21 protein-coding genes are annotated in these 25,394 nt (G+C 62.6%); 9 read left to right on the top strand and 12 right to left on the bottom strand.

The features are described 5' to 3' along the window. Nucleotides 1–14: 14 nt before the first annotated feature. The gene (locus QF045_RS08315; protein ID WP_306491790.1) at nucleotides 15–2,534 is read right to left on the bottom strand and encodes a CS1-pili formation C-terminal domain-containing protein; all 2,520 of its coding nucleotides are present in this window, start codon (nucleotides 2,532–2,534) and stop codon (nucleotides 15–17) included. Between the two features lie 120 nt (nucleotides 2,535–2,654). Then, complete coding sequence (locus QF045_RS08310) at nucleotides 2,655–3,152, bottom strand: CS1 type fimbrial major subunit (protein WP_306491789.1); 498 nt, start codon at nucleotides 3,150–3,152, stop codon at nucleotides 2,655–2,657. A gap of 544 nt (nucleotides 3,153–3,696) precedes the next feature. Between QF045_RS08310 and QF045_RS08305 the strand changes: the two genes are divergently transcribed. Then, the gene (locus tag QF045_RS08305) at nucleotides 3,697–4,233 is read left to right on the top strand and encodes a PadR family transcriptional regulator (RefSeq protein ID WP_306491788.1); all 537 of its coding nucleotides are present in this window, start codon (nucleotides 3,697–3,699) and stop codon (nucleotides 4,231–4,233) included. After that, on the top strand, nucleotides 4,230–5,003 hold the full coding sequence (locus QF045_RS08300; protein WP_306491787.1) for a siderophore-interacting protein: 774 nt from the start codon (nucleotides 4,230–4,232) through the stop codon (nucleotides 5,001–5,003). Before QF045_RS08305 ends, QF045_RS08300 begins: the two co-directional genes overlap by 4 nt. Before the next feature lie 122 nt (nucleotides 5,004–5,125). On the opposite strand, the gene QF045_RS08295 is transcribed toward QF045_RS08300, so the two are convergent. Continuing rightward, nucleotides 5,126–5,746: a Pr6Pr family membrane protein gene (locus QF045_RS08295; protein WP_306491786.1), complete on the bottom strand. Its 621-nt coding sequence runs from the start codon at nucleotides 5,744–5,746 to the stop codon at nucleotides 5,126–5,128. Between the two features lie 4 nt (nucleotides 5,747–5,750). Beyond that, entirely contained in the window at nucleotides 5,751–5,984 is a 234-nt protein-coding gene (locus tag QF045_RS08290) for a VF530 family DNA-binding protein (RefSeq protein ID WP_024073644.1), read from the bottom strand. Nucleotides 5,985–6,154: 170 nt separating this feature from the next. Here QF045_RS08290 and QF045_RS08285 point away from each other — a divergent pair, with 170 nt between their 5' ends. Both QF045_RS08285 and QF045_RS08280 read left to right on the top strand, forming a co-directional pair. Then, a complete protein-coding gene (locus QF045_RS08285) occupies nucleotides 6,155–8,173 on the top strand; it encodes a TonB-dependent receptor (protein ID WP_306491785.1) in 2,019 nt (672 codons plus the stop codon). 367 nt (nucleotides 8,174–8,540) lie between these two features. Next, nucleotides 8,541–10,958: a glucose/quinate/shikimate family membrane-bound PQQ-dependent dehydrogenase gene (locus QF045_RS08280; RefSeq protein WP_306491784.1), complete on the top strand. Its 2,418-nt coding sequence runs from the start codon at nucleotides 8,541–8,543 to the stop codon at nucleotides 10,956–10,958. A 107-nt stretch (nucleotides 10,959–11,065) separates the two neighbouring features. On the opposite strand, the gene QF045_RS08275 is transcribed toward QF045_RS08280, so the two are convergent. The 8 genes from QF045_RS08275 to QF045_RS08235 all read right to left on the bottom strand — a co-directional run bounded on the left by QF045_RS08275 (nucleotide 11,066) and on the right by QF045_RS08235 (nucleotide 19,053). Further along, the gene (locus tag QF045_RS08275) at nucleotides 11,066–12,241 is read right to left on the bottom strand and encodes a PotD/PotF family extracellular solute-binding protein (RefSeq protein ID WP_306491783.1); all 1,176 of its coding nucleotides are present in this window, start codon (nucleotides 12,239–12,241) and stop codon (nucleotides 11,066–11,068) included. Beyond that, entirely contained in the window at nucleotides 12,238–13,212 is a 975-nt protein-coding gene (locus QF045_RS08270; protein ID WP_306491782.1) for a GTP-binding protein, read from the bottom strand. Before QF045_RS08270 ends, QF045_RS08275 begins: the two co-directional genes overlap by 4 nt. A gap of 116 nt (nucleotides 13,213–13,328) precedes the next feature. Further along, entirely contained in the window at nucleotides 13,329–13,631 is a 303-nt protein-coding gene (locus QF045_RS08265) for a hypothetical protein (protein ID WP_306491781.1), read from the bottom strand. A gap of 13 nt (nucleotides 13,632–13,644) precedes the next feature. Continuing rightward, on the bottom strand, nucleotides 13,645–14,394 hold the full coding sequence (locus tag QF045_RS08260; RefSeq protein WP_306491780.1) for an SDR family NAD(P)-dependent oxidoreductase: 750 nt from the start codon (nucleotides 14,392–14,394) through the stop codon (nucleotides 13,645–13,647). A gap of 173 nt (nucleotides 14,395–14,567) precedes the next feature. Then, entirely contained in the window at nucleotides 14,568–15,329 is a 762-nt protein-coding gene (locus QF045_RS08255; RefSeq protein ID WP_306491779.1) for an SDR family NAD(P)-dependent oxidoreductase, read from the bottom strand. Nucleotides 15,330–15,339: 10 nt separating this feature from the next. Then, a complete protein-coding gene (locus tag QF045_RS08250; protein WP_306491778.1) occupies nucleotides 15,340–16,680 on the bottom strand; it encodes an MFS transporter in 1,341 nt (446 codons plus the stop codon). Between the two features lie 150 nt (nucleotides 16,681–16,830). Beyond that, nucleotides 16,831–17,709 (bottom strand): polysaccharide deacetylase, encoded by an 879-nt coding sequence (locus tag QF045_RS08240; RefSeq protein ID WP_010212857.1) that lies wholly within the window; start codon nucleotides 17,707–17,709, stop codon nucleotides 16,831–16,833. A gap of 12 nt (nucleotides 17,710–17,721) precedes the next feature. Continuing rightward, nucleotides 17,722–19,053 (bottom strand): amidase, encoded by a 1,332-nt coding sequence (locus QF045_RS08235; protein ID WP_306491777.1) that lies wholly within the window; start codon nucleotides 19,051–19,053, stop codon nucleotides 17,722–17,724. Between the two features lie 343 nt (nucleotides 19,054–19,396). Here QF045_RS08235 and QF045_RS08230 point away from each other — a divergent pair, with 343 nt between their 5' ends. The 5 genes from QF045_RS08230 to cmoB all read left to right on the top strand — a co-directional run bounded on the left by QF045_RS08230 (nucleotide 19,397) and on the right by cmoB (nucleotide 25,306). Further along, nucleotides 19,397–20,386, top strand: a complete 990-nt coding sequence (locus tag QF045_RS08230) for a GntR family transcriptional regulator (RefSeq protein ID WP_306491776.1) — start codon at nucleotides 19,397–19,399, stop codon at nucleotides 20,384–20,386. Between the two features lie 114 nt (nucleotides 20,387–20,500). Beyond that, nucleotides 20,501–22,930 (top strand): endopeptidase La, encoded by a 2,430-nt coding sequence (gene lon, locus QF045_RS08225; RefSeq protein WP_306491775.1) that lies wholly within the window; start codon nucleotides 20,501–20,503, stop codon nucleotides 22,928–22,930. A 179-nt stretch (nucleotides 22,931–23,109) separates the two neighbouring features. Further along, nucleotides 23,110–23,499, top strand: a complete 390-nt coding sequence (locus tag QF045_RS08220) for a protease inhibitor I42 family protein (protein WP_306491774.1) — start codon at nucleotides 23,110–23,112, stop codon at nucleotides 23,497–23,499. A gap of 77 nt (nucleotides 23,500–23,576) precedes the next feature. Next, nucleotides 23,577–24,353, top strand: a complete 777-nt coding sequence (gene cmoA, locus QF045_RS08215) for a carboxy-S-adenosyl-L-methionine synthase CmoA (protein ID WP_306491773.1) — start codon at nucleotides 23,577–23,579, stop codon at nucleotides 24,351–24,353. Further along, nucleotides 24,350–25,306 (top strand): tRNA 5-methoxyuridine(34)/uridine 5-oxyacetic acid(34) synthase CmoB, encoded by a 957-nt coding sequence (gene cmoB / locus QF045_RS08210; RefSeq protein ID WP_306491772.1) that lies wholly within the window; start codon nucleotides 24,350–24,352, stop codon nucleotides 25,304–25,306. The genes cmoA and cmoB overlap by 4 nt, the downstream gene beginning before the upstream one ends. Nucleotides 25,307–25,394 lie beyond the last annotated feature (88 nt).

Below are 25,394 nucleotides of genomic sequence, written 5' to 3'. Positions count from 1 at the left end.
GATCCGAACCGCCGTCAACCGGCGGTTTCGGCCTTGTGGGTGGCTTCGGCCAAGCTGTCCGGTGTGCAACGCAGGTCGCCGATCATCAGCACGTCGTTTTCACTCGGCGCGTTGGCAGGGTCCAGACGGAACTGGCAGAGCAACTGGTTCTGGTAGCGCACCTCCAGGGTCGGCGCGCTGGCGCTCATTTCCATGGAGAAGAATCCGTCCACTTCGCTGACCCCACGGCTGGCGTGGTTGATCACCTGATGGCCGCGCAACGGCGTGCCCTGCTCATTGAGCAAGCGGCCCAGCACCGTCACGGTTTTCATCACGGTGACCTTGCGGTAGTCCACGCCGCCCTTGTTCAGGTGGTAGGTGGAACGTGCCGGCTGGATATTCGCCGCCGGTGGGTAGTTGCCCTCGAAGTCGAACGACACGGTGCTGCTCTTGTACGCCGACACCGGCACATAGTTGCGACCGGGGCGCAGCACCACACTGCCGCCGCTCAAGTCGTCGGCGCGCAGGGTGATGGCGTCCAGGTCGGTCTCGAGGTCGACGATCATGCCGGCACCGTTGCCTTGGTATTGGCTGCTCAACAAGACTTTGCCGGCCCCCGCCACCAACGTGCTGTTGAGGTTCAGGCCACCGGTGAACTCACCGTTGAAGGAGCTGCGCTGCACGAAACCGTCGCCGCTGACCGTTTCCGTGCTGAAGCTGGCCATGCTCGACACGCCCACGCCGTAGGTGTCGGTAATCGCCGTCGCCGAAACGCTTTGCAGCACGTGGTCGGTCAAGTCCTGGCGGATCGTCACCGAGGCGTTGTTATCGCGGCCACCATCACGTGAAGTGCGGCTACCGATGCTGCCGGAGACCTGTCGCCCCTCGGTGCCCAGGGCCAGGCTCAAGGTCACATCGACGCCACGGTTGCGTTGGTCATTGGTACTGCCGCTGCCGGGGCGGTCAAACACCGAGAAACGCCAGTTGGCGTCACTGCCCAATAGCGTGTCGCGACGGTTCCAGCCCAGGTCGATACCGGCGCCTTCCACATTGCCTTCGCTGTGGGAGACGCGCATGTTCACCGAGTTTTTCGCATCGATCCGGTGGTTGACCGACAGCGCGCTGTTGCTGGTCTGGCCGACAAACGTATTGCGCCGCAAACGGGTACCGTCGGGCAGGGTTTCGTAGGTGTCGCGGGTGTCGAGCCAACTGCGGTTGTGGCTGAACACCAGGTTGGTGGCGCCGAAGGTGTAGAGCCCTTGCAGGTCCATGCCGGTGCCGTGGTCCTGGGTCTGAAACACGTTGGCGTAGACGTTGACGTTGTTGGCGACCGACCAGTCCACCGAGCCGCCATATTGCAGTTGCTCACGCACCTCGCGCGCCGACAGGCCGAGGATCACCCTGGGGTGCAGCAAGTAGTTGATGGACGCACCGGCGGTAATCGAACCCGAGGCCTGTTCTTCCCAGTTGCTGAACAGTTTGGTCTCGCGCCCGGCAAATACGTTGTAACGCCAACGGTCTTCGGCATTGCGCCAGTTGCTGGGCTTGTAGACCAGCTCCTGGGTGGTACTGACGGTCAGGCCGTCTTCGATCAGACGCACTTCCACCTCATAGATACCGCCGGGCAGCGGGCGCGTATCCAGGGTCTGCAAACCGGACGCCACTGCCTGGGTGTTGATCAAGAGGCCGTTGCGATAGATCTCCACCGCTGCCTGACGGTTGGCCGTGACATAGATCGGGTAGACGCTGGGCTTGGGGTTGTTGATGGCCAGGCTGTCGGAACTGCCGTACATCGCGCCCACCGCCGTGTCGGGGCTGGCGCCGAAGCTGCGCAATTGCCGGGTGAGGCCATCGGAATTGGGGGTGAAATGGCCCAGGCGAAAGAAATTGCCCTCCAGTTCACGTTGGGTATACAGCTCATGGATAGCATGGCGCATGGTTTCGTCGGCGCCGCTCTGGCGCGCCAGTTGCAAATTGAAGACCTGACTCCAGTTGCCGAGACTGGAGCTGGCTTGCAGCCCATAACGCCCGCCCAGGTCCTGGTCCTGGCCGCCGTTGAGGTTGAGCTGGTTGTTGATGATCAAACCCAGGCTGCCGTTTTCGGGCTGCGCGTAATAACGCGGTGCGTCGTCGGTGCGCTCCACGTTCTGGGTGATGATCGACAGCTGTGAACTTTCCAGGTTGTAGAACGCCGACACCAGTTGCTGCGGGCACGACTGGGTACACGCGCCCAGGGCCACGCCTTTTTCCAGGATCGCTTGCCAGGTGTCGCGGGTGGTGGCCGCGACTTTGCTGTCGCCGGTGTCGGTAAATTCCAACAGGCTGACGCGGTCATCCTGGGTCAATACGATCAGCGCTTCACCCAGCGGTTGCTGGTCAAGGTCTATGCGCACGGCCAGCGGCACATCGAAAAAGTGGTCGGCAAACCCCGAGGGCAAGCCTTGGGCCTGAGTGATCAGACTACCGGGAGTCGAGGCGGCGTTGGCCTGGGTTGCCAGTGCACTCGTACCTATCAATAGCGCAAGCGCCGCCGCGATGTGAGTCATCGGGAACATGAACGGAATACTCTGAGGGCCAAGAGACGGGGGTTGAAACCAGGCCGGCGAGATGGAGGAGAGGGACCCCACCGGCCTGTAATGACCCGCAAGCGTTCGCTCAGCGGGTCTGCATCGACATCAAGGCGCTACTGGCAGTACGGCATCGAAGACAACCGGCATCACTGCGGTGTACGAACCACGCTGGTTAGCGTTCGGCTTGGCAGCGGCGATGCGCATTTCAGCGCCGACACCTGGGGTGGAGTCCGCTTCGTTGACCACTTCCTGAGGAGTACCGGTCAGGGTGACGCCGTTGAGGGTGGTGGTCAGCGCGATGTTCTGAGCGGCGTCGCCGTTGAACAGTACGGCCGGGCCACCTTCGATGTAGGCGTGCACCGAACCGTTGGTGTTGCGGATGTCATAGATCGCGCTCAGGGTCGACAGCTCACCACTCACCAGGTTGTAGTTCATGGTTTCGTCACGGCCCCAGTTCGGATCACGCGGCTGAGCGTGGAATACGGTGGTCGGAATGTTTGCCTTGAGGTTGACGGTGTGGCTGGCTTCACCGGCAGCGAACGCCGGCGAGGTGCTCAGCGCAATAACGGTCAGGGAGGCAGCAAATGCAAACTTCTTGAACATGGTCAATACCTGTAGTTGTAAACAGTGAGTGACTCGTCGGAAAGTTTATTAAAAGCGCTAAGCCTTAAAGAACTTACAACGAATAGCGTTGCGCTCAGTTAGTTGAGTCGCCGCAACGCCAAACAATAATCCACTGAATTCAAATGCAGGTATGCAAGACACTTCGTATTGGCCCGTAGCCCAAATAGGCTGGGCTTGCGGGAAAAAGATGGCACTTTGCCAAAACTTTATTTATATCCGTAAGAAACCACCTACATGCTCCAATCGAGAACAATTCATGCAGCAGTTTTTCTGTAAGAAGTGGATGACAAGCGCGTTTTAAGTCCCGTGTATTGGCACACTTTAAGTTTTAACACAGGTTGCCCGAACAACTGAGCAGTTACTCTAAATAGTTATACAGCAACTTCAAATTATTGCAATTGACAGAACTGATTCGCGTCGATCCAGCGCTTGCGTTGCAGGGTCAACCGTTGGTCCGGAGGGCTTGCGCTCGCCTAAAGATATATCTTAAGTTGTATCTAAACCTACCGACGAGCGAAAGAAAATGAGAGAGCATCACCCTCACGACGGCCGCGATGGCTTCGACAAACGCATGGGCCGCGAACGCGGCGGGCGCGGGCCACGCGTCTTTGCCCCAGGCGACCTGAAACTGCTGCTGCCAGCCTTGATCGCCGAACAGCCGTGCCATGGCTACGACCTGATCCGCCGGATCGAAAGCCTGTTCGATGGCGCCTACAGCCCCAGCCCCGGCGTGATCTACCCCACCCTGACCTTTCTCGAAGAGAGTGAGTTGATCAGCGGGGATGCCGAAGGCGGAAAAAAGCGCTACACAATTACCGACGCCGGCCGTCTCTTCTTAAGCGAGCAAGCCGTTGCCCTGGATGGCGTGCGCATGCGCATTGACGTCAGCAAGCGCTCACTGCGCGGCCAGGACCGGCCACCGGAAATCCACGAAGCGGTGCATAACCTGCGTCATGCCCTGCACTCGCACCACGGGCGCTGGAGCCCGGAAGAAATCACGCGTGTCGCGGCGCTGCTCAACCGCACCGCGCAAGCCATTGCCGACGGGAAAGACCAATGAACACACCCACCATTCATCGCGTGACCCACGAAATCAAACGCCGCCGCCTGCACGTTCTGCGCGTGGAGGACATCACCCCGCGCATGCGCCGCATCACGCTGGGCGGCCCGGAACTGGCGGGTTTTGTCAGCCTGGGCAGTGACGATCACATCAAGCTGCTGTTCCCGCAGAACGCCGCCGAACAAGCGGCGCTGGAAAGCCCGACGTTCACCATCAAGGGTGACGGTCCGCAACCGGCGATGCGCGACTACACGCCACGGCGCTTCGACCTGAGCATTGGCGAACTGGATATCGACTTCGTGCTGCACGGCGATGGCCCTGCCTCCACCTGGGCCGAGCAGGCGCAGGTCGGCCAGCACCTGCATATCGGCGGGCCACGTGGCTCGATGATCGTGCCGGATATCTTCGACAGCTACCTGCTGATCGGCGATGAAACCGCCCTGCCCGCGATCGGTCGCCGTCTGGAAGAACTACCCGCCGGGCGCAAGGTGCTGGCGGTGATTGAAGTTGCCGATGCCGCGGAACGCCAGGTGCTGGAAAGCGCTGCGGATGTCGAAATTGTTTGGGTGGTGCGCGGCCAGGACGACCTGCTCGACGCCGTGCGCAACCTGACGCTGCCCGGCGGCACGCTGTACAGCTTTGTCGCGACCGAGACCAAGCTGTCGCGCCAGGTGCGGCGGGTGTTGTTGGATACGCACAAGGTCAACGAGGAATACCTCAAGGCCGCGGGCTACTGGCGGGCCGAAGGCAGTGAAGAGGAACCAGCCTGACGCGGTCAAAACTGTGGGAGGGGGCTTGCTCCCGATAGCGGTGTATCAGTGAGCATATCTGTTTCTGACACACCGCCATCGGGGGCAAGCCCCCTCCCACATTGACCGTGCCCACTTTAAATTCAGGATGATTTCAGGCGGTTATCCAGCCCTACCACCGCCAACGCAATGACGATAAACCCCAGCAAAATCCCCCCGGCATTCACGAACACCTGTGGATAACCCAGGCTGTCCACATCGATGAACGGGTACTGATACTGCCCCAGCAGATGCCCGCGCAACAGCACATAAGCGAAGTACACCAGGGGGTAAATCACCCACCCTGCAATGTGCTTGACCCGCAAGGTGCCCTTGGGCACGCACCGCCACCAATAGATCAGAAACAGCAACGGCATCACGTCATGCAGCAATTCATCGGCGATGAATTGAAAGCCCTCGGGGGTCCATAGGTGCCGCAGCAGCAGGTTGTAGGCCAGGCTCACCACGACAATGCTCGCGGCGATACCACTGCTGATAACAGGCGCGAGAAAAAAACGCTTGCCGGCAGATTCGCGTTTGACCAACCAATAACTCAGCACCACGACGACCAGGGTATTGGTCAGCACAGTGAAAAAACTCAGGAAGCTGATCAACCCGCCCAGCAGGCTGGCGCCGCTGGACCAGCGCGAATACAGAATCAGGTACTGCTGGATCGCCAACCCCACCCACCCGGCCAACGCGGCCGCCGCCACAAAACGCTTCACGGGTTCAATCCAACGGGCGTTTGGTGCGCATCAGCTTGACGTACAAGCCTTCGACTTTTTCTCGGGCCCAAGGGGTCTTGCGCAGGAAAGTCAGGCTCGACTTGATGCTGGGGTCGCTCTTGAAGCAGCGAATATCGATGCGTTCGGCCAGGCCCGCCCATTCGTAGTGTTCCACCAGGGTGGTGAGGACATGTTGCAGGGTCACGCCGTGGAGCGGGTCGTTGCTTGTCGCGGTCATGCCGGGCCTTTTTGCGAGAGAGGAAACACAGCCGCGCACCTTAGCCGACGGGGCGTAACGGTGGAAGCACTGGATTGAATATAGCCAGTCGACAAAAGTTCCCCTTTTCAGCGAAAAAAGAGATGTTATATTGTAACGATACCTATCAAAATCCTGCCAAGGAATGTCCGATGTCCTGCTCTCGTCTCTGGCGCCTGTCCCCCCTCGCCGCCGCCCTGCTGATCGGCTCCCAAGCCCACGCCCTGGAACTGCAACCTCAAATCATCACCGGCAATCCGTTGGGCAGCGAACAACTCGCCTCGCCCACCACGGTGCTCGAAGGCGATGACCTGACCCTGCAACAAAAAGGCAGCCTTGGCGAAACCCTGAACAAGCAGCCGGGGGTGTCGTCTTCGTACTTCGGACCAGGCGCCAGCCGGCCGATTATTCGCGGCCAGGACGGCGACCGCATTCGCATCTTGCGCAATGGCGTGGGCGCGCTGGATGCGTCGTCACTGTCCTATGACCATGCCGTGCCGCTGGACCCGATCAACGTCGAACGCATTGAAATCGTGCGCGGCCCGGCGGCCTTGTTGTACGGCGGCAGCGCCATCGGCGGCGTGGTCAATACCTTCGATAACCGCATCCCCACCGCAGCCATCGAAGGCATTCACGGTGCCGGTGAACTGCGCTACGGCGGCGCTGACACCACCCGCAGCAGCGCGGGAAAGCTTGAGGCCGGCGACGGCACCTTTGCCTTGCACCTGGACGCCAATGCGCGGGAGTTCAACGACCTGAAAATCCCGGGCTATGCGCGCAGCCGCCATGCCCCCGAATCCGACGATGGCCCCGGCAAGAACGGGCGCCTGGGCAACAGCGATGGGCGCCAGGATGGCGGCGCAGTGGGCGGGTCCTACACCTGGGATGATGGCTACGCGGGGCTGTCCTACAGCAACTACGACAGCAACTATGGCTCCCCTGCCGAACAGGACGTGCGCATCCGCATGCAGCAGGAGCACTACGCGTTCGCCTCCGAAATACGCAACCTGCAAGGCGCGTTTACCTCGGTAAAAGTCGACGCCGGCTACACCGACTACCAGCACCGCGAAATCGAGGGCGGCGAGACCGGCACCACCTTCAAGAACAAAGGCTATGAAGCGCGCGTGGAAGCCCGCCACCAGCCGATCGGTCCGTTCAACGGCGTGGTCGGCGCACAAGTGACCCGCAATGAATTCTCGGCCCTCGGTGAAGAAGCCTTCGTGCCCCAGACCGATACCAACGCCGGCGCACTGTTCATTCTTGAGGAGATGCAAGCCACCGAGCGCCTCAAGCTCAGCCTCGGCGGGCGCCTGGAACACACCAGCGTCGACCCGGATGCCAAGGGCAACGCGCGCTTCGCCACGGCCGACAAGACCAATGACTTCACTGCCGGCAGCCTGTCCTCCGGCGCGGTCTACACCCTGACGCCGGTCTGGTCATTGGCCGCCACCCTGGGCTACACCGAGCGCGCACCGACGTTCTACGAGCTGTACGCCAATGGCGCGCACGTTGCCACCGGCACCTACGAACTGGGCGATGCGAACCTGTCGAAAGAGAAAGCCGTGTCCAGCGACTTGGCCCTGCGCTTCGACAATGGCACCCACAAGGGCAGCTTCGGCGTGTTCTACAGCCGCTTCTCCAACTATATCGGCTTGCTCGGCACGGGTCGTACGCTGAACGACGAAGGTGAAGAGGACGCGGGCGGTATTCCCGAGTACACCTACTCCGGCGTACGCGCACGTTTCGCCGGCTTCGAAGCGCAGGATCACTGGAAACTTGGCGAAGGCGCCTACGGCAAGTTCGCCCTGGAGCTGTCGGGCGACTACACCCGCGCCACCAACCTGGACACCGGCGAAGCCCTGCCGCGCATCGCGCCGCTGCGCTTGAACAGCGGCTTGCTGTGGGAGTTGGACCGCTGGCAGGCGCGTATCGACGTGGAACATGCCGCCGGCCAAGGGCGCGTACCGAGCAATGAAAGCGGCACCGACGGCTACACCACCCTGGGCGCAAGCGCCGGCTACCACTTCACTGTCGGCAGCAGCCAGTGGTTGGCGTTCGTCAACGGTGAAAACCTGACCAACCAGACCGTGCGCTATGCCAGCTCGATCCTGCGCGACATTGCGCCGGCACTGGGGCGCAGTGTGCAGTTCGGCGTGCGCACCACCTTCTAACCCACACTTGAAACCCTTGTGGGAGCAGCCCCCTCCCACACTCTTTTTGCAGCGACTATCTGTCACTGTTACCAAAACTGAAATGATGCATCTTGCGATTCACCCTTTCTCTAAACGCCCCGCCGCATTATCCTTCGCAACAACCTGAAACGCTTCACCTCCCGGTCGACCCCATTTGCCGAATCTCCCTTCATGCAAAGACAGCGCTGTCTTAAATCGACCTGCGCTCGGGGGTTTATTGCCCGCCCGTGGATAACCCGGTTATTCAGGGAAAAAACCAAAAAAACGATGAACCAAGCCCGTGCCGAATCGTCATCTACAGTGAAGCACGGGGATACATAATTCCAACGTAACGGAGAAACACACTATGAGCACTGATGGTGCCTCAAGCCCAAGCCGCCTGCTGCCCAGGTTGCTGGGTGTCTTGCTGCTGATCATGGGGCTGGCCTTGCTGGCCGGTGGGGTCAAGCTGAGCATGCTCGGCGGCTCGCTGTATTACCTGCTGGCCGGTATCGGCATCGCCTTGACTGGCGTTTTGCTGCTGGCCACCCGCCGCGCTGCGCTGGGCCTGTACGCACTGGTGCTGTTCGCCAGTACCGTGTGGGCCCTGTGGGAAGTCGGCCTGGATTGGTGGCAACTGGTACCGCGCCTGGCCCTGCTGTTCGCCTTGGGCATCGTCATGCTGCTGCCGTGGTTTCGCCGTCCGTTGCTGCGTGGTCAAGCCGCGCCGCTGGGCACCGGCGCGCTGAGCGTGGCCGTGGTGCTGGCGGGCGCTACCGCGCTGGCCAGCCAATTCACCAACCCGGGTGAAATGGTCAAGACCGGCCAACTGGACCGCGATGCAGTGCCTGGCATGGCCAGCGCTGCACCGAGCCAGGCTGATGGTGACTGGAATTCCTACGGCCGTTCGGCCTTCGGTGACCGTTACTCGCCACTGGCGCAGATCACCCCGGAAAACGCTCACAAGCTGGTGCCGGCCTGGACCTTCCGTACCGGTGACATTCCTGGCGCGGGCGACCCCGGTGAAACCACCGCGGAAAACACCCCGCTGAAAGTCAACGGCATGCTGTACGTGTGTACCCCGCACAGCCAGGTCATCGCCCTGGACCCGGACACCGGCAAGGAAATCTGGCGTTTCGACCCGAAGATCACCACCCAGGGTGCTGAGAACTTCAAGGGTTGGGCGCACATGACCTGCCGTGGCGTGTCGTACCACGATGACGCCGTCTACGCCTCCGAGCAGAGCCCAACCGGCAGCGCCAGCCCGGCCGCCGCGCCAACCGCCTGCCCGAAACGCATCTTCGTGCCAACCGCCGACACCCGTCTGATCGCCCTGAACGCCGACACCGGCAAGATGTGCGAAGACTTCGGTGACAAAGGCCAGGTCGACCTGCGCGCCAACATCGGCAGCTTCGCCCCAGGCGGTTACTACTCCACTTCGCCACCGGCCGTGACCAAGAACCTGGTCGTGATCGGTGGTCACGTGACCGACAACGTTTCCACCGACGAGCCAAGCGGCGTGATCCGTGCGTTCGACGTGCACACCGGTAAGCTGGTGTGGAACTGGGACAGCGGCAACCCGGACGACACCACCCCGTTGGCCGAGGGCAAGACCTACACCCGCAACTCGCCGAACATGTGGTCCATGTTCGCCGTGGATGAAAAACTCGGCACGCTGTACCTGCCGATGGGCAACCAGATGCCCGACCAGTACGGCGGCGACCGTACCGATGACTCCGAGAAATACGCCGCTGGCCTGACCGCCCTGGACATCGACACCGGCCACGTGAAGTGGACCTTCCAGTTCACCCACCACGACTTGTGGGACATGGACGTGGGCGGCCAGCCTTCGCTGATCGACATCAAGACCGCTGACGGCGTCAAGCAAGCGGTGATGGCATCGACCAAGCAAGGCAGCATCTACGTGCTCGACCGCGCCACCGGCCAACCGGTTGTGCCGATCAATGAAATCCCGGTGCCACAGGGCGCAGTCGCGGGCGACCGCACCTCCCCTACCCAACCCAAGTCCGACCTGAACTTCATGCCACCGCCCCTCAAGGAGCGTGACATGTGGGGCGTGACGCCGTTCGACCAACTGATCTGCCGGATCGACTTCAAGTCGATGCGCTACGACGGCCCGTTCACCCCGCCGTCGCTGCAGGGCTCGATCGTGTACCCAGGCAACTTCGGCGTGTTCGACTGGGGCGGCATCTCGGTTGACCCGGTTCGCCAGATCGCGTTCGTGAACCCAAGCTACATGGCGTTCAAATCGAAACTGATCCCGGCTGCCGAGATCGCCAAGCAAGGCCCACGCGTCAGCGAAACCGAAGGCGTACAGCCGAACAAAGGCGCGCCATACGGCGTGATCCTCGAAGCGCTGCTGTCGCCGATGGGCCTGCCGTGCCAGGCGCCAGCATGGGGCTATGTGGCCGCGGTCGACCTGACCACCCACCAAACCATCTGGATGCACAAGAACGGCACCGTGCGTGACAGCTCGCCGGTTCCGATCCCGCTGACCATGGGCGTGCCTAGCCTGGGCGGTACGTTCACCACCGCAGGTGGCGTCGCATTCCTGAGCGGTACCCTTGACCAGTACCTGCGTGCCTATGACGTGAAAAACGGCAAGCAGCTGTGGGAAGGCCGCCTGCCAGCAGGCGCGCAGACCACCCCGATGACTTACACCGGCAAGGACGGCAAGCAATACGTGCTGGTCATGGCCGGCGGTCACGGCTCGCTGGGCACCAAGCAGGGTGACTATGTGATGGCGTTCAAACTGCCGGATTAAGCGAAACCGGCGGCAAAACAAAGGCGGCTACCTGCATGGGTAGCCGCCTTTTTTTCTGGCTGCTTTTTTGATCGTAAAACCGCTGCTCGCGCTTACAGGACTGGAACCTACAGGCAGCGCGCGCGCATGAAATCGCCCCAGCGGCGGACCAGATAGTTGTGTTCATCCATCACCGAATTCCACACGGCGATGTGCCCCATGCGCTGCTCATAGGAGCCACCGTCACGCACTTCGCCGATGTCGATCAGCGGCAGGCCATCGCTGCCCAGCAGCTCTTCGCGCGCAGGCTTGCCGGCGTACCAGTAATCCCACTCGGCGCTGCTCAGGTGGTCGCGACTGCGCGCCGGGTTGCCGATGTAGTAACCCTGGCGCGCCATCACCGCCCCCGGCCAGCCGGACAACCACCAATTGAGGTAGGCATAGGCCGCATCCAGCACCGGGCCCTGGGCATGACGCGACAACGACAACCCGCCGAACCAGGCGCGATAGCCTTCTCGCGGCACGGCGAGCCGATATTTCACGCCGGCACGGTGCAGGCGCATCAAGGTGGGTGACCACAGGCTCTGGATGTCGATGCTGGGGCTGAGCATCAGTTGCGCGGCCTCTTCATCGTCGGACCAGAACGCCGCGAAGTGCCCCTCCTTTTGCTTGCGCACCAGAATCCCGGCGAGCACGTCGATTTCCTCGATGCTCATGTTGCCGATGTCCCTGAACTGCGCCAGCCCCGCGCCCTGCACGGCCAGCGCGGCATCCAGCGCACCGATGGCGGCGTCACTTTGCAGCGCGGTGCGTGCGCGCCACGCCGGGTCCAGCAGCCAGCCCCAGCTTTCATTGCCGTGGCAGAATCCCTCGGGCAGACGCTCCGGGCGATAGGCAAAACTGTCGGCGTTGTGGGTCAGCGGCAGCATGCTGATGCGTTCGGTCACGTTGCTGCCGAGGCTGCCGTCATGCTGCACGAACAGCCGCTCACTCGGCACGCTGCCATTGCCCAGGCGGTCGCTGGGCGACAGTCGGCCGCGCTTGGGCAGGTCGTTGATCTCGTGCCACAGCGCGATGCGCCGCGTGTCGATGGGCTGGATCGCCCGCGCCGGCCACACGAAGTCGACGTTGTGGAACCATTGGTCGTACAAGTCGTAACTCTCGGGCTGCATCACCGCGATACGCTGGGCCTGTTCCACATCATGCACCTGGTACACCAGGCGAATGCCCAGCTCCTGCTCGGCGCGCACACGCAGGCATTCGAGCAAAGTCACGGAAGTGCCGAGCACGCGCAGTGTGATCATGCCGCGAACCGCCGCGCGAACACATCGAAGGAACGGCGCAACAGCGCTGGGTCGAGGCCGCGCAGGATAAACACCAGGCGCGACTGGCGCTCGGTGCCAGGCCAGGCTGGCAGATGCACCGGGGCATGCAGGCAGTGCTGCACGCCGTGAATGACGATAGGGGCCGAGCTTGCGTTCACGTTGAGCAGTCCTTTGACGCGAAGGATTCGTTCGCCGTGGCATCTTAGCAGCATCGACAACCACACCCCGAACCCGACCCAGTCCAGCGGTTGCTCGAAGGTCAGGCAGCACACCTGCGCCGCGCCGTGGCGGGCCGTGACCGGTTGATGCAGCTGCCAGCGACTGACCTCCACGCCGGGCTCGGCGCCGCGCACGCCTTCGCCGAGCAGCAGTTGATCGCCGCTGTGAATGGCCTGGGTATCAAGGATCAACGTACCGGCGTTAAGGGCCTGCAGGTGCTCGCGCAGCGCGGTGCAATCGTCGACCAGGTCGGTCTTGCTCAACAGCAACCGGTCGGCCGCCGCCACCTGGGCCAGCCACTCCGGGTGCAGGCGCTCTTGCAGTGCAGCATGGCTGGCATCGACCAAGGTGATCACCAGGCCGATATGAAAACGCCCGCGCAGTTGCACGTCGTTGTTCAGCGTGGCGAGGATCGGCGCGGGATCGGCAAGGCCGGTGGTTTCCAGGATCACCCGCTTGAAGGCCGGGATTTCGCCGCGCTCACGGCGTTGCAACAGGCCCAGCAACGCGTCCTTCAACTCGCCGCGAATCGAGCAGCACACGCAGCCGCTGGGCAGCAGGACGGTGTCCGGTGCGACTTCTTCCACCAGCAGATGGTCGATGCCGACATCGCCGAACTCGTTGATCAGCAACGCAGTGTCGCCCAGGCTTTCGCCCTGCAACAGGCGCTTGAGCAAGGTGGTCTTGCCGCTGCCGAGGAAACCGGTGATGACATTCAGGGGCATACTCATTTTTTTCTCTCCACCGCCTCTGTAGGAGCGAGCTTGCTCGCGAAAATCGTCAACGATGACGCAGCGCTAACAGATACTCCGCGCCGCCTGCTCGTTTTTCGCGAGCAAGCTCGCTCCTACAGTTTGGGGTGTTCCAAGTGGTCGAGCAGGATGGGGTCGAGGGGGTCCAGCGGGCGGCCGAGCATGGTTTCGGCCGCCTGCCAGAGTTGATCCAGGCCGCTGGCCAGCGCCTGTTTGCCGGTGGCGCCGAGCAGCAGATAGGAGGCGCCCTGAAAGTCCTCGACCTTGAGCCGGAACACCGCCAGCACCTGGTTGATCGCCGCAATCCGGCGCAGGCGCTCGCGCCGCCGGGGCAGCGCGTCGCCCAAGGGGTCGCTCCAGTGCAGGTCTTCGCCGAGCAAGCCACACAGTCCGCACATGGTCAGGCCCCGCTCATGGCATGACATCGCCGGCGTTCGGGCCCAGGGTCTGGCCGACGAACAGATTGCCGCCCGGGGTACTGGACAGCAGCACGGCGGTAGGCGCGACTTCGTCCGCCAGGCCGAAGCGGCCCAGCGGCAGTTCGGCGGCCTTGGCGCGTTTCCAGCTGTCGCTGATGCCGCCCACCAGCGGGGTTTCGATGGGGCCGGGGGCGATGGCGTTGACCAGCACATTGTCCTTGGCCACTTCCAGGGCCAGGGACTTGGTGAAGCCGATCACCCCGGCCTTGGCTGCCGCGTAATGGCTCAGTTCGGCACCGCCCTTGATGCCCAGTTGCGAGGCGACGTTGATGATCCGCCCCCAGCGCTGCGCGAGCATATGCGGCAAGGCACGCTGGCTGGCGACAAAGACGCTGGTGAGGTCGACACGCAGCATCTCGTCCCACATAGCGATGGTCAGATCGACGCACCGTGCCTGGGTCAGCATACCGGCGTTGTTGACCAGAATATCGATACCGCCGAAGTGCTCGACGCATCGGTCGACGCCGGCCTGGGCGCCTTCGACGGTGCCGACATCGGCCACGCACTCGACCACCTCGGCCCCGAGGTTGCGACAGGTGATCGCGATTTCGGCGAGGCCCGCCGCGTTGCGGTCGGCCAGCACCAGGCGTGCGCCTTCAACCGCGTAAGCCTGGGCGATGGCGGCGCCGATGCCGCTGCCGGCACCGGTGATGACGGCGCGGCGATGGCTAAGTTGCTTCATACAAATCTCCCAAAAAATACACAGTTCCAATGTGGGAGGGGGCTTGCTCCCGATAGCGGTGCCTCAGACAAGGCAGCAGTGGCTGAACCACTGCTATCGGGAGCAAGCCCCCTCCCACACTTTTGGGTTGAGTACAGTCAGTGGGATCAGGTAGCCCTCTCCCACATTTTTAGTCAGTCAGGCCAGCGCACGGTCAAACCGCCGTCGATGACGATGCTTTGCCCGGTTAGGTAGCTCGAGGCGTCACTGGTCAAAAACTGCACCAGCGACGCCACTTCATCGGCGCGCCCTACCCGGCCCAGCGGGATCGCCCTGGCCGCCTTGGCCAACCCTTCAGGCCCCAGCGAATTCTTCGCATCCAATGACTGCGGCGTCTCGATCAACCCGGGGATCACCGCATTGCACCGAATGCCCTTGGCCGCCAGCTCCACCGCCAGCGAACGGCACAACCCCGGCACCCCGGCCTTGGCCGCCGCGTAGTGGCTGTGTTCCTGCCAGCCATACACGCCACCGGCAATCGACGAAATCGCCACCAGCGCGCCGCCTTCGGTCATATGCCGCGTGGCGGCGCGGAAGGTGCGCATCACTCCCGTGAGGTCGACATTGAGCATCTCGTCCCACAACGCATCGCTCATTTCCAGCAACGGCGCACGACGCAACAACCCGGCATTGGCCACTGCATAATCAAGGCGCCCGAAATGCCGCACCGCGTGCTCGGCCAGGGCGTCCACCGAGGCGCTGTCGCCCACGTCCAGCGCCAGCATCAGGCATTCGCCACCGGCTTCTTCCACCAGGGCAACGGTGGTGTGCGGGTCATGGGGATCGGCCGGGTAATACCCGCCTACCACCGCCACGCCGCTGCGCGCATAGGCCACGGCAAGGGCTTGGCCGATGCCGCTGGCGGCACCGGTAATCAAGGCAACTTTACGGTTCATCGACAACTCCTTACTGAACGGTTTCCGGACGCACGTGGCGCGCGGCAAACATCAAGGCACCCGACAGAAAGCACGGCAGCGCGCCGAACCACAGCGCGGCGGTCTGCCAGTCGCTGCCGGCGGACAACACCTGAGTGGCGCCAAACCCGGCCACCACGGCGCCGATCGGCCCCATGGCATGAATGATCGCGCCACCGGTGGCGCGGATGCTGGTGGGGAAGCTTTCGCTGATAAAGAACAGCGCCGCCGAATACGGCCCGATCAGGAAGAACAGGCCCAGGCTGTACAGCCCGACCACCATCGACATGTTGCTCGGGCCGAACAGCATCCCGGCGAATGCCAGGCCGCCGAGCATCCAGCCCAGGCCGATCACGTTGCGTCGGCCGATCTTGTCGCCCATCCAGCCGTGGCTCAGGTAGCCGCAATAGCCCACCAGGTTCGACAGCACCAGGATGATCAGCGAGTTCTCGAACGAGATGTGGTGCACGCTGACGATCACCGAAGTGCCGAGCACGCTGAACACCTGGATCGCCGCCCAGTTGAGCAGCAGCGCGGCGCCGATCACCAGGGTGGCGCGGCGGGCCGGGCCACGGAACGCAGCCTTGAGGCCGGCCTTGCTGTGTTCGTCATAATCCACGCCGTAGGTGGCGGCGACGTTCTGCGCCTCGCTCACCGCACCGCGTTTACGCAGCTGGCTGATGCGCTGGTGAATCTGGAACTGCGGACTCTCCTTGAGCTTGCGCGCCATGATCGCAATCACGATGGCCGGGATCGCGGCGAAGATGAAGCAGCCCTGCCAGCCGATAATCGGCAGCAGCAGTGCGGTGAGTCCGGCGGCGATCAGCGCACCGACCGGCCAGCCGCCCTGCACCAGGCTGTAGATGAACCCGCGACGCTTGGTCAGTTTCGGGTCTTGCGAAGCGCCATACAGTTCACTCAGGTAGGTGGCATTAACGGTTTCTTCGGCATACCCCAAGCCCCCCAGCGAGCGGATCAGGATCAGCGGCGACTTGCCCCACGCTCCGCCAATCGCGGTAAGCGCAGAGCACAGCGCGGAACCGGCCACGGTAAAAATAATCCCCTGACGCCGCCCCAGCTTATCGACGATGGGCCCGATGGCAAACGCGACCACCGCCGTGCCCACCGCCACCCAGGTCGCGATTTGCGCTTGCTCCACTTCACCCCAACCAAAGTGCCGGCCGATCTCCGGCAGCAAGGTGCCGAACAGGATGAAGTCATACACCGCGAACACCCAGGCGAAAAACGCGATCCAGGTGGCGAAGCGCACTTCCTGGGACGTCAGTTGCCGGGGTTTCCAGCCAGTCAGGTCAAGCTTGTTATAGATAGACATGGAGCGCGCCTCAAGGGATAGAGATTGCCCTCCCTGTAGGAGCGAGCTTGCTCGCGAAAATCGTCAATGACGACGCGGGCAGTCTGGATGCACGCGGCGCTCATGGGTTCTTCGCGAGCAAGCTCGCTCCTACAGGGTTCGGGGTTGGGGTCAGGTGCGGGGTTGGCGGCGGATGAAATCGTCGGCGATTTCGTCGAAGGTGACGAAGCGCACGCCGGCATGGCTCTGGATGTGTTCGATCAGGCGCTCCAGCATCAGCAGCACTTGCGGACGGCCGGACACATCGGGGTGGATGGTCATGGTGAATACCGCGTGTTCGTGTTCGCGGTAGACCCAGTCGAACTGGTCGCGCCACATCTCTTCCAGATGACGCGGGTTGACGAAGCCATGGCTGTTGGGGGCTTTCTTGATGAACATCATCGGCGGCAGGTCGTCGAGGTACCAGTTGGCCGGGATTTCCACCAGGTCGGTTTCCTCGCCGCGCACCAGGGGTTTCATCCAGGTGTCGGGGTGCTGGCTGTAGTCGATCTTGGTCCAGCTGTCGCCCTTGCGCACGTAGTAGGGGTGGAAGTCGTTGTGCATCAGGCTGTGGTCATACTTGATGCCTTTTTTCAGCAGCAGCTCGTTGGTCACCTTGCTGAATTCCCACCATGGCGCGACGTAGCCGGTGGGGCGTTTGCCGGTGACCTGGGTAATCAGTTCGATGGATTTATCGAGGACGATTTCTTCCTGCTCGGCGGTCATCGCGATGGGGTTTTCGTGGCTGTAGCCGTGCACGCCGATTTCGTGGCCGGCGTCGGCCACTGCCTTCATCTGTTCGGGGAAGGTTTCCATCGAGTGGCCGGGGATGAACCAGGTGGTGCGCAGGCCGTAGCGCTCGAACAGTTTGAGCAGGCGCGGCGCGCCGACTTCACCGGCGAACAGGCCGCGGGAGATGTCGTCTGGCGAGTCTTCGCCGCCGTAGGAACCGAGCCAGCCGGCGACGGCGTCCACATCGACGCCGAATGCACAGAGAATGTCTTTAGCCATGGTGTGTCTCCTTCAAGGGTTGAGGGCGGTTTCGACCGACAGCGCGGCCCTGAGCAGGCGCGCGTCCTCGCCACAGGGGGCGCTGAGCAGCAGACCGGTGGGCAGGCCGAGGGCATCGCGGCCGCTGGGCAGGCTGACCCCCGGCATGTCGAGCAGGCTGCCGGGCATGGTCAGGCGCAGGGTCGCAAGGTTGGTGCTGACGAACAGCGCGTCGTCGGCTTCCAGCGGTGCCAGCGCCGGGGCGACGTGGGCGACCGTCGGGGTGATCAGCAGAGCGCCGTCGAGGTCGTCGCTCAGTTGGTGCTGCAGGCGCCGGCGCGCATCGGTCAGGTGGATCAACTGGCTGGCCGGCAACGTGCGGGCGGCTTCGAGACGGCGGCGCACACGCGGGTCGAGCTGCTCGGCGTCACGGCTGTCGAGCAAGGCCTGGTGCAGGGCGAACGCTTCGAAAGCGCCGAGCCAGCCGTGTTGACGGATCAGGTCGAGGGTTGCCTGGAACGTGGCGCAGGGCCGCTCGTCGACCAGCGCACCGCAGGCCCTGAGTTGCTCCACCGCGCGCAGCAGGTTGTCGCGCACGGCCGGCTCGACGTCTTGCAACACGCCTTGCTCAAGCACGAAACGCTGGCCCTTCAGGCTGCGGGCGATATGGGTTTGCACGCGGCCATGGAGCAGGTCGTCGATGACCAGCGCATCGCGCACGCTGCGGGTCAGCGGGCCGAGGCTGTCGAGGCTGCGGGCCAGGGGGAATACGCCGTCGCGGCTGTAGCGGCGGCAGCTGCTGCGGTAGCCCACCACGCCATTGAGCGCGGCGGGAATTCGGATCGAGCCGGCAGTGTCGGTGCCCATGGCAATCGGTACGATGCCGGCTGCCACCGCCACGCCCGAACCTGATGAGGAACCGCCGGGAATCCTTGGCTGATCGAGGCTGTTCGGGTTATGGGGCGTGCCGAAGTGCGGGTTCAGGCCCAGGCCGGAATACGCCAGTTCACTGAGGTTGGTCTTGCCGATACTGACCATCCCGGCGCGGCACAACAGCCCCACGCTGGGCGCATCGAGCAAGGCGGCCGGCGCCTCGCGGCGATAGGCAGCGCCTGCGGTGGTGATGCTGCCGGCCACGTCGAACAGGTCCTTCCAGGCCAGGGGCACGCCGTCGAACGCACTCAACGGTTGGCCGGCACGCCAGCGTGCGGCGGACGCTTCGGCTTCCCGCAACGCACGCTCGGTGGTCAAGGAGATAAACACGCTGGGCGCCATGCTCGCGTGCACGAGCGCCTGTTCAAGGACCTGCACCGGGTCGCTGCGACCACTGGCGAACGCTTCGGCCATGGAGGTGGCGTCTGACATCGGGATCACCTTAAAACGTATATATTTATAAAATGTACGTTTTAAGCAGGCAGCTTTCGTGCCAGTCTCTTGTCGGACCCTGTCTCGTTTATTCCGCGCCTCGCTCCATAACCACGGGATAGAAGCTTTCAAAGCACGCAAAATAATTCGATGCAGGTGCTGAGCCAGCCCTCGGGCGAAATAATGTATCTTTTATTAATAAATACATTTTGGTGCAGAAAGGTAACAGGCCGGCGCCAAAGGCCCCAAAAAAGTGCCACCGACGTGGCGCAGAGTGACAGGCCCATCTATGAGAGAATCCCGGGCTTCGCCACGCCTTAGAACTCCTGACCCAGAGATGCAGATGAAAACAGTGTCCGCCTCGGCATCCCGTTACGCGATGATTCACACGGTGATGCGTGATGCGATCGTCAACGGCACCGCGCGCCATGGGCTTGTGCTGCTGGAAGCGCCGCTGGCCGAGCTGTTCGGCACCAGCCGCGTGCCGGTGCGCAAGGCGCTGGACCTGCTGCATGACGAGGGCCTGATCTGCCGCTTCAACGGCCGGGGCTACCTGATCAATCCTGAAGGCGTGGCCGTCGAACCGTTACGCCTGCCCCTGAGCCCTGCGCATCTGGGCCTCGATGGCGAGGGCGATCTGGTGGACACCCGGCCATTGGGCGAGCGCATCGTCGAGGAAATCGGCGCGGCGCTGTCCACCTGCATTGCCTTCGGCCATTACCGCCTGGACGAACAAGCGGCCGCCGACCTCTACGGCGTCAGCCGCGCCGTGGTGCGCGAGGCCTTGATGCGCCTGCGCGACCGTGGCCTGGTGGAGAAAGAGCCCTACTCCCAATGGCTGGCCGGGCCGTTGACCGCGCGGGAAGTCATCGAAGACTACGAACTGCGCGCCTGCCTGGAACCCGAGGCCCTGCGCCAGAGCGCGCCGGACCTCGACCGGCAAGCCCTCCAAGCCATGCTGCAGCGGGTCATGGCCGCCCAGGAGAACCCGCACTGCAGCCTGGAAGCCATCGAGCAGATCGAAGAGGACTTGCACCAGCGCTGCCTCGCCGGCCTGCAGAACCGCAAGATCGCCGCGCTGATCCGCCAGGGCCAGAGCCCGATGATCATCAGCCGCATCTTCCATCGATTGCTGGGCATCGGCGCCGATCCGGCGATGCTGGCTGAACATCGGTTGATACTGGAGCTGTTGTTGCATGGCGCGTTCGACGCGGCAGCGTTGAACCTGCGTGAGCATCTGCAGCGGGCAAGCCAGCGGATGCTGCAGCGGTTGAAGGTGCTTTCGGTGTTGCCGGAGCAGCCCCTTCCCGCCTATCTCCACAAAATCAGCTGACGCTACGCCGGCCACTCAGTAATTTTATGCAATATGTTGCTATCTCGCCCCTGCCATTGAAACCACCACTGCCCCGCCCCATCTAAGCTGCATACTTCCTTATGCAGGTGCCCCATGAGCGACCAGCAAGACGTCCCTGATTACGACCTGAACGACTACGCCGACCCTGAGAACGCTGAAACCTCGTCCAACACCGGCCTGGCCCTGCCTGGGCAAAACCTGCCGGACAAGGTCTACATCATCCCGATCCACAACCGGCCCTTCTTCCCGGCGCAAGTGCTGCCGGTGATCGTCAATGAAGAACCCTGGGCCGAGACCCTGGAACTGGTGAGCAAGTCCGACCACCACTCCCTCGCCCTGTTCTTCATGGATACACCGCCCGAAGACCCGCGCCACTTCGACACCTCGGCCCTGCCGCTGTACGGCACCCTGGTCAAGGTGCACCACGCCAGCCGCGAGAACGGCAAGCTGCAGTTCGTCGCCCAGGGCCTGACCCGCGTGCGCATCAAGACCTGGCTCAAGCACCACCGCCCACCGTATCTGGTGGAGGTCGAATACCCGCACCAGCCAAGCGAGCCGACCGACGAGGTCAAGGCCTACGGCATGGCGCTGATCAATGCGATCAAGGAACTGCTGCCGCTCAACCCGCTGTACAGCGAAGAGTTGAAGAACTACCTCAACCGATTCAGCCCCAACGACCCGTCACCGCTCACCGACTTCGCCGCCGCGCTGACCTCGGCCACCGGTAACGAGTTGCAGGAAGTGCTGGACTGCGTGCCCATGCTCAAGCGCATGGAAAAAGTGCTGCCGATGCTGCGCAAAGAAGTCGAAGTCGCGCGCCTGCAGAAAGAACTTTCCGCCGAAGTTAACCGCAAGATCGGCGAACATCAGCGCGAGTTCTTCCTCAAGGAACAACTCAAGGTGATCCAGCAGGAGCTGGGCTTGACCAAGGACGACCGCAGCGCTGATGTCGAACAGTTCGAGCAACGGCTGGAGGGCAAGGCGCTGCCGGCCCAGGCGCAGAAACGTATCGATGAAGAACTCAACAAGCTGTCGATCCTCGAAACCGGCTCGCCGGAATACGCCGTCACCCGCAACTATCTGGACTGGGCTACCTCAGTACCGTGGGGCGTGTATGGCGAAGACAAGCTCGACCTGAAACATGCGCGCAAGGTGCTGGATAAACACCATGCGGGTCTGGACGACATCAAGAGCCGCATCCTCGAATTTCTCGCGGTCGGCGCCTATAAGGGCGAAGTCGCCGGCTCTATCGTGCTGCTGGTGGGCCCGCCGGGCGTGGGCAAGACCAGCGTGGGTAAATCCATCGCCGAATCCCTGGGGCGGCCGTTCTACCGTTTCAGCGTCGGCGGCATGCGCGACGAAGCCGAGATCAAGGGCCACCGCCGCACCTACATCGGCGCCCTGCCCGGCAAGCTGGTGCAGGCGCTCAAGGATGTGGAGGTGATGAACCCGGTGATCATGCTTGACGAGATCGACAAGATGGGCCAGAGCTTCCAGGGCGACCCGGCGTCGGCCCTGCTCGAAACCCTCGATCCCGAGCAGAACGTCGAATTCCTCGACCACTACCTGGACCTGCGCCTGGACCTGTCCAAAGTACTGTTCGTGTGCACCGCCAATACCCTGGACTCGATTCCCGGCCCATTGCTCGACCGTATGGAAGTGATTCGCCTGTCGGGCTACATCACCGAAGAAAAAGTCGCCATCGCCAAGCGCCACCTGTGGCCCAAGCAGCTGGAAAAGGCCGGCGTGGCAAAAACCAGCCTGAGCATCAGCGACGGCGCCTTGCGTGCGTTGATCGATGGGTATGCACGCGAGGCCGGTGTGCGTCAGTTGGAGAAACAACTGGGCAAACTGGTGCGCAAGGCGGTGGTCAAGCTGCTGGACGAGCCGGATACGGTGATCAAGATCGGCCCCAAAGACCTGGAAAGCTCCCTGGGCATGCCGGTGTTCCGTAATGAACAAGTGCTGTCCGGCACCGGTGTGATTACCGGCCTGGCCTGGACCAGCATGGGCGGCGCGACCTTGCCGATTGAAGCAACGCGTATCCACACGCTCAATCGCGGCTTCAAGCTCACCGGGCAACTGGGTGAAGTGATGAAAGAATCCGCAGAAATCGCCTACAGCTTCATCAGCTCCAACCTGAAGTCGTTTGGCGGTGATCCGAAGTTCTTCGATGAAGCCTTCGTGCACTTGCACGTACCGGAAGGCGCCACGCCGAAAGACGGACCGAGCGCGGGCGTGACCATGGCCAGCGCACTGCTGTCCCTGGCGCGTAACCAACCGCCGAAAAAAGGCGTGGCAATGACCGGCGAACTGACCCTGACCGGGCATGTACTGCCGATTGGCGGCGTGCGTGAGAAGGTGATTGCGGCGCGGCGCCAGAAGATTCACGAGCTGATCCTGCCGGAGCCCAATCGCGGCAGCTTCGAGGAATTGCCGGAGTACCTCAAGGAAGGGATGACGGTGCACTTTGCCAAGCGCTTTGCGGATGTGGCAAAGGTGCTTTTTCTGACAGGTATGTAGTGCCGGTAAGGGCCTCATCGGGGGCAAGCCCCCTCCCACACTTGAATGTATTCACAATTCAAATGTGGGAGGGGGCTTGCTCCCGATAGCGCCATCCGCCACAGCACAGCCCTCACCTGTCACACCCCCGCCCCATCTTCGGTTATGCTCGCCCTTCGTCGTGTATCAACGGAGCCCCCATGACCGCAGCCCGCCTGCTTCTCCCTTTAAGCCTTGCCCTGCTGGCCGCGTGCGCCAACGCGCCAAAGCAAAACATCACCGTGGACGACCAGAGCGCCTGCCCCCTCCAGCTCAAATCCGGTCAGAACCTGATCCTCACACTGCCCAGCAATCCCACCACCGGCTACCGCTGGGCCATCCAGGATTCCGCCGGCGGCGTGTTGCGTGCGCTGAGCCCGGAGGTGTACAGCAGCAGCGAATCCGGCGTGATCGGTGGCGGCGGCCAGTCCACCTGGCGCTTCCAGGCATTTACCCCAGGGCAAGGCCGTTTGCGCCTGACCTCCCAGCAACCGTGGGAGCCGGAGGCCGAACCTGTCGAGACCTTCGACTGCGCCATTACGGTGAACTGATCAGCAGATCCTTGGCGATAGCCGCTGCTCGGCTTTCCATCAGACAACCCGCGCATCCGAGGGCCAAGTTGGCTAAAATGCCGGCCTTCCCCCTCGTCGCCGGAACAACCGTGAGCAAAGAACCCGATCGCCTATTCGCCCAGCCCCTGCCCCAGGTGCCGGACTTCGCCTTTAACGAGGACGTGGTGCGGGTGTTCCCGGACATGATCAAGCGCTCGGTGCCCGGTTACCCGACCATTGTCGAAAACCTCGGCGTGCTTGCCGCCCAGTTCGCCCAGCCGGACAGTGTGCTGTACGACCTGGGTTCGTCCCTGGGCGCGGTGACCCAAGCGCTGCGCCGCCATGTGCGCACCGAAGGCTGCCGGGTGATCGCGGTGGATAACTCGACGGCGATGGTTGAACGTTGCCGCCAATACCTCAATGGCCAGGATTCGATGTTCCAGGAGTTGCTGCCGGTGGAGGTGATCGAAGGCGATATCCTCGCCCTGCAATTCCAGCCGGCTTCAGTGGTCGCGCTGAACTTCACTCTGCAATTTATCGCCCCCGCTGAACGCCTGGCGTTGCTCGGGCGCATCCGCCAGTCGCTGCTGCCGGGCGGTGCCCTGATCCTCTCGGAGAAGCTGCGCTTCAACGATGCCCAGGAACAGGCACTGCTGACCGACCTGCATATCGCGTTCAAACGCGCCAACGGCTACAGCGAACTGGAAATCGCCCAGAAGCGCAGCGCCATCGAAAACGTCATGAAGCCCGACAGCCTCGAAGAACACCGCGAACGCCTGCTGACGGCCGGGTTCTCGAAAGTCGTGCCGTGGTTCCAGTGTCTTAACTTTGCCTCGTTGATTGCCTTGCCATGATTGATCTGTCTCCCCTCGCCCGCCATTTGGTGGGCACTCCTTTGGCCGTGTGGGCCCAAGGCCTGCAAGCGCAGCTCGATAGCAAGATGGAAAAGGGCCATGGCGACCTGGAGCGTTGGCAAAGTGCTTTGGACGCATTGCCGAAGATCCAACCCAGCGAAGTCGACCTGCTCACTGGCCTGGTGCTGGACACGGACTGCGATGACGCCACCCGCGCGCAAATGCACACCGCCCTGATGGGCCTGAGCCCGTGGCGCAAAGGGCCGTTCCACCTGTTCGGCGTGCATGTGGACACCGAATGGCGCTCGGACTGGAAGTGGTCGCGGGTGGCGCCGCACCTGAACTTGAAGGGCAAGCGCATCCTCGATGTGGGGTGCGGTAACGGCTACTACATGTGGCGCATGCTCGGCGCCGGCGCCGACAGCGTGATTGGCGTCGACCCGAACTGGCTGTTCTTCTGCCAGTTCCAGGCGGTGCAGCGTTACCTTTCCGAACCCAAGGCATGGCACCTGCCGTTCCCGTTCGAAGACTTGCCGGCAAACCTGGAAGGCTTCGACACGGTGTTTTCCATGGGCGTGTTCTACCACCGGCGTTCGCCGATCGAGCATTTGCTGGCGCTGAAGGACACCCTGGTCAAAGGCGGCGAGCTGGTTCTGGAAACCCTGGTGGTGGAGGGCGACCAGCAGCAGGTGCTGGTGCCTGAAGATCGCTACGCGCAGATGCGCAACGTGTGGTTCCTGCCCTCGGTACCGGCGTTGATGCTATGGCTGCGCCGCGCCGGGTTCAGTGATGTGCGCTGCGTGGATGTGAGCGTGACCACCATTGAGGAACAGCGTGGGACGGCGTGGATGAAGTATCAGTCGCTGAGTGATTTCCTGGATCCTGAGGATCACAGCAAGACCATTGAAGGACTGCCGGCGCCGATGCGGGCCGTCATCATCGCCAAGAAGTAATCCCGATCTCCCTGAAACAACAGGGATCCAAATGTGGGAGGGGGCTTGCTCCCGATAGCAGTGTGTCAGTCAGCATAGTTGTAGCTGA

This window comes from Pseudomonas sp. W4I3 (assembly GCF_030816195.1).
In the GTDB taxonomy this organism is placed as follows: Bacteria; Pseudomonadota; Gammaproteobacteria; order Pseudomonadales; family Pseudomonadaceae; genus Aquipseudomonas.
The sequence above is the reverse complement of the archived record's forward strand: the minus strand, read 5'-3'. Positions and strand labels throughout refer to the sequence as shown.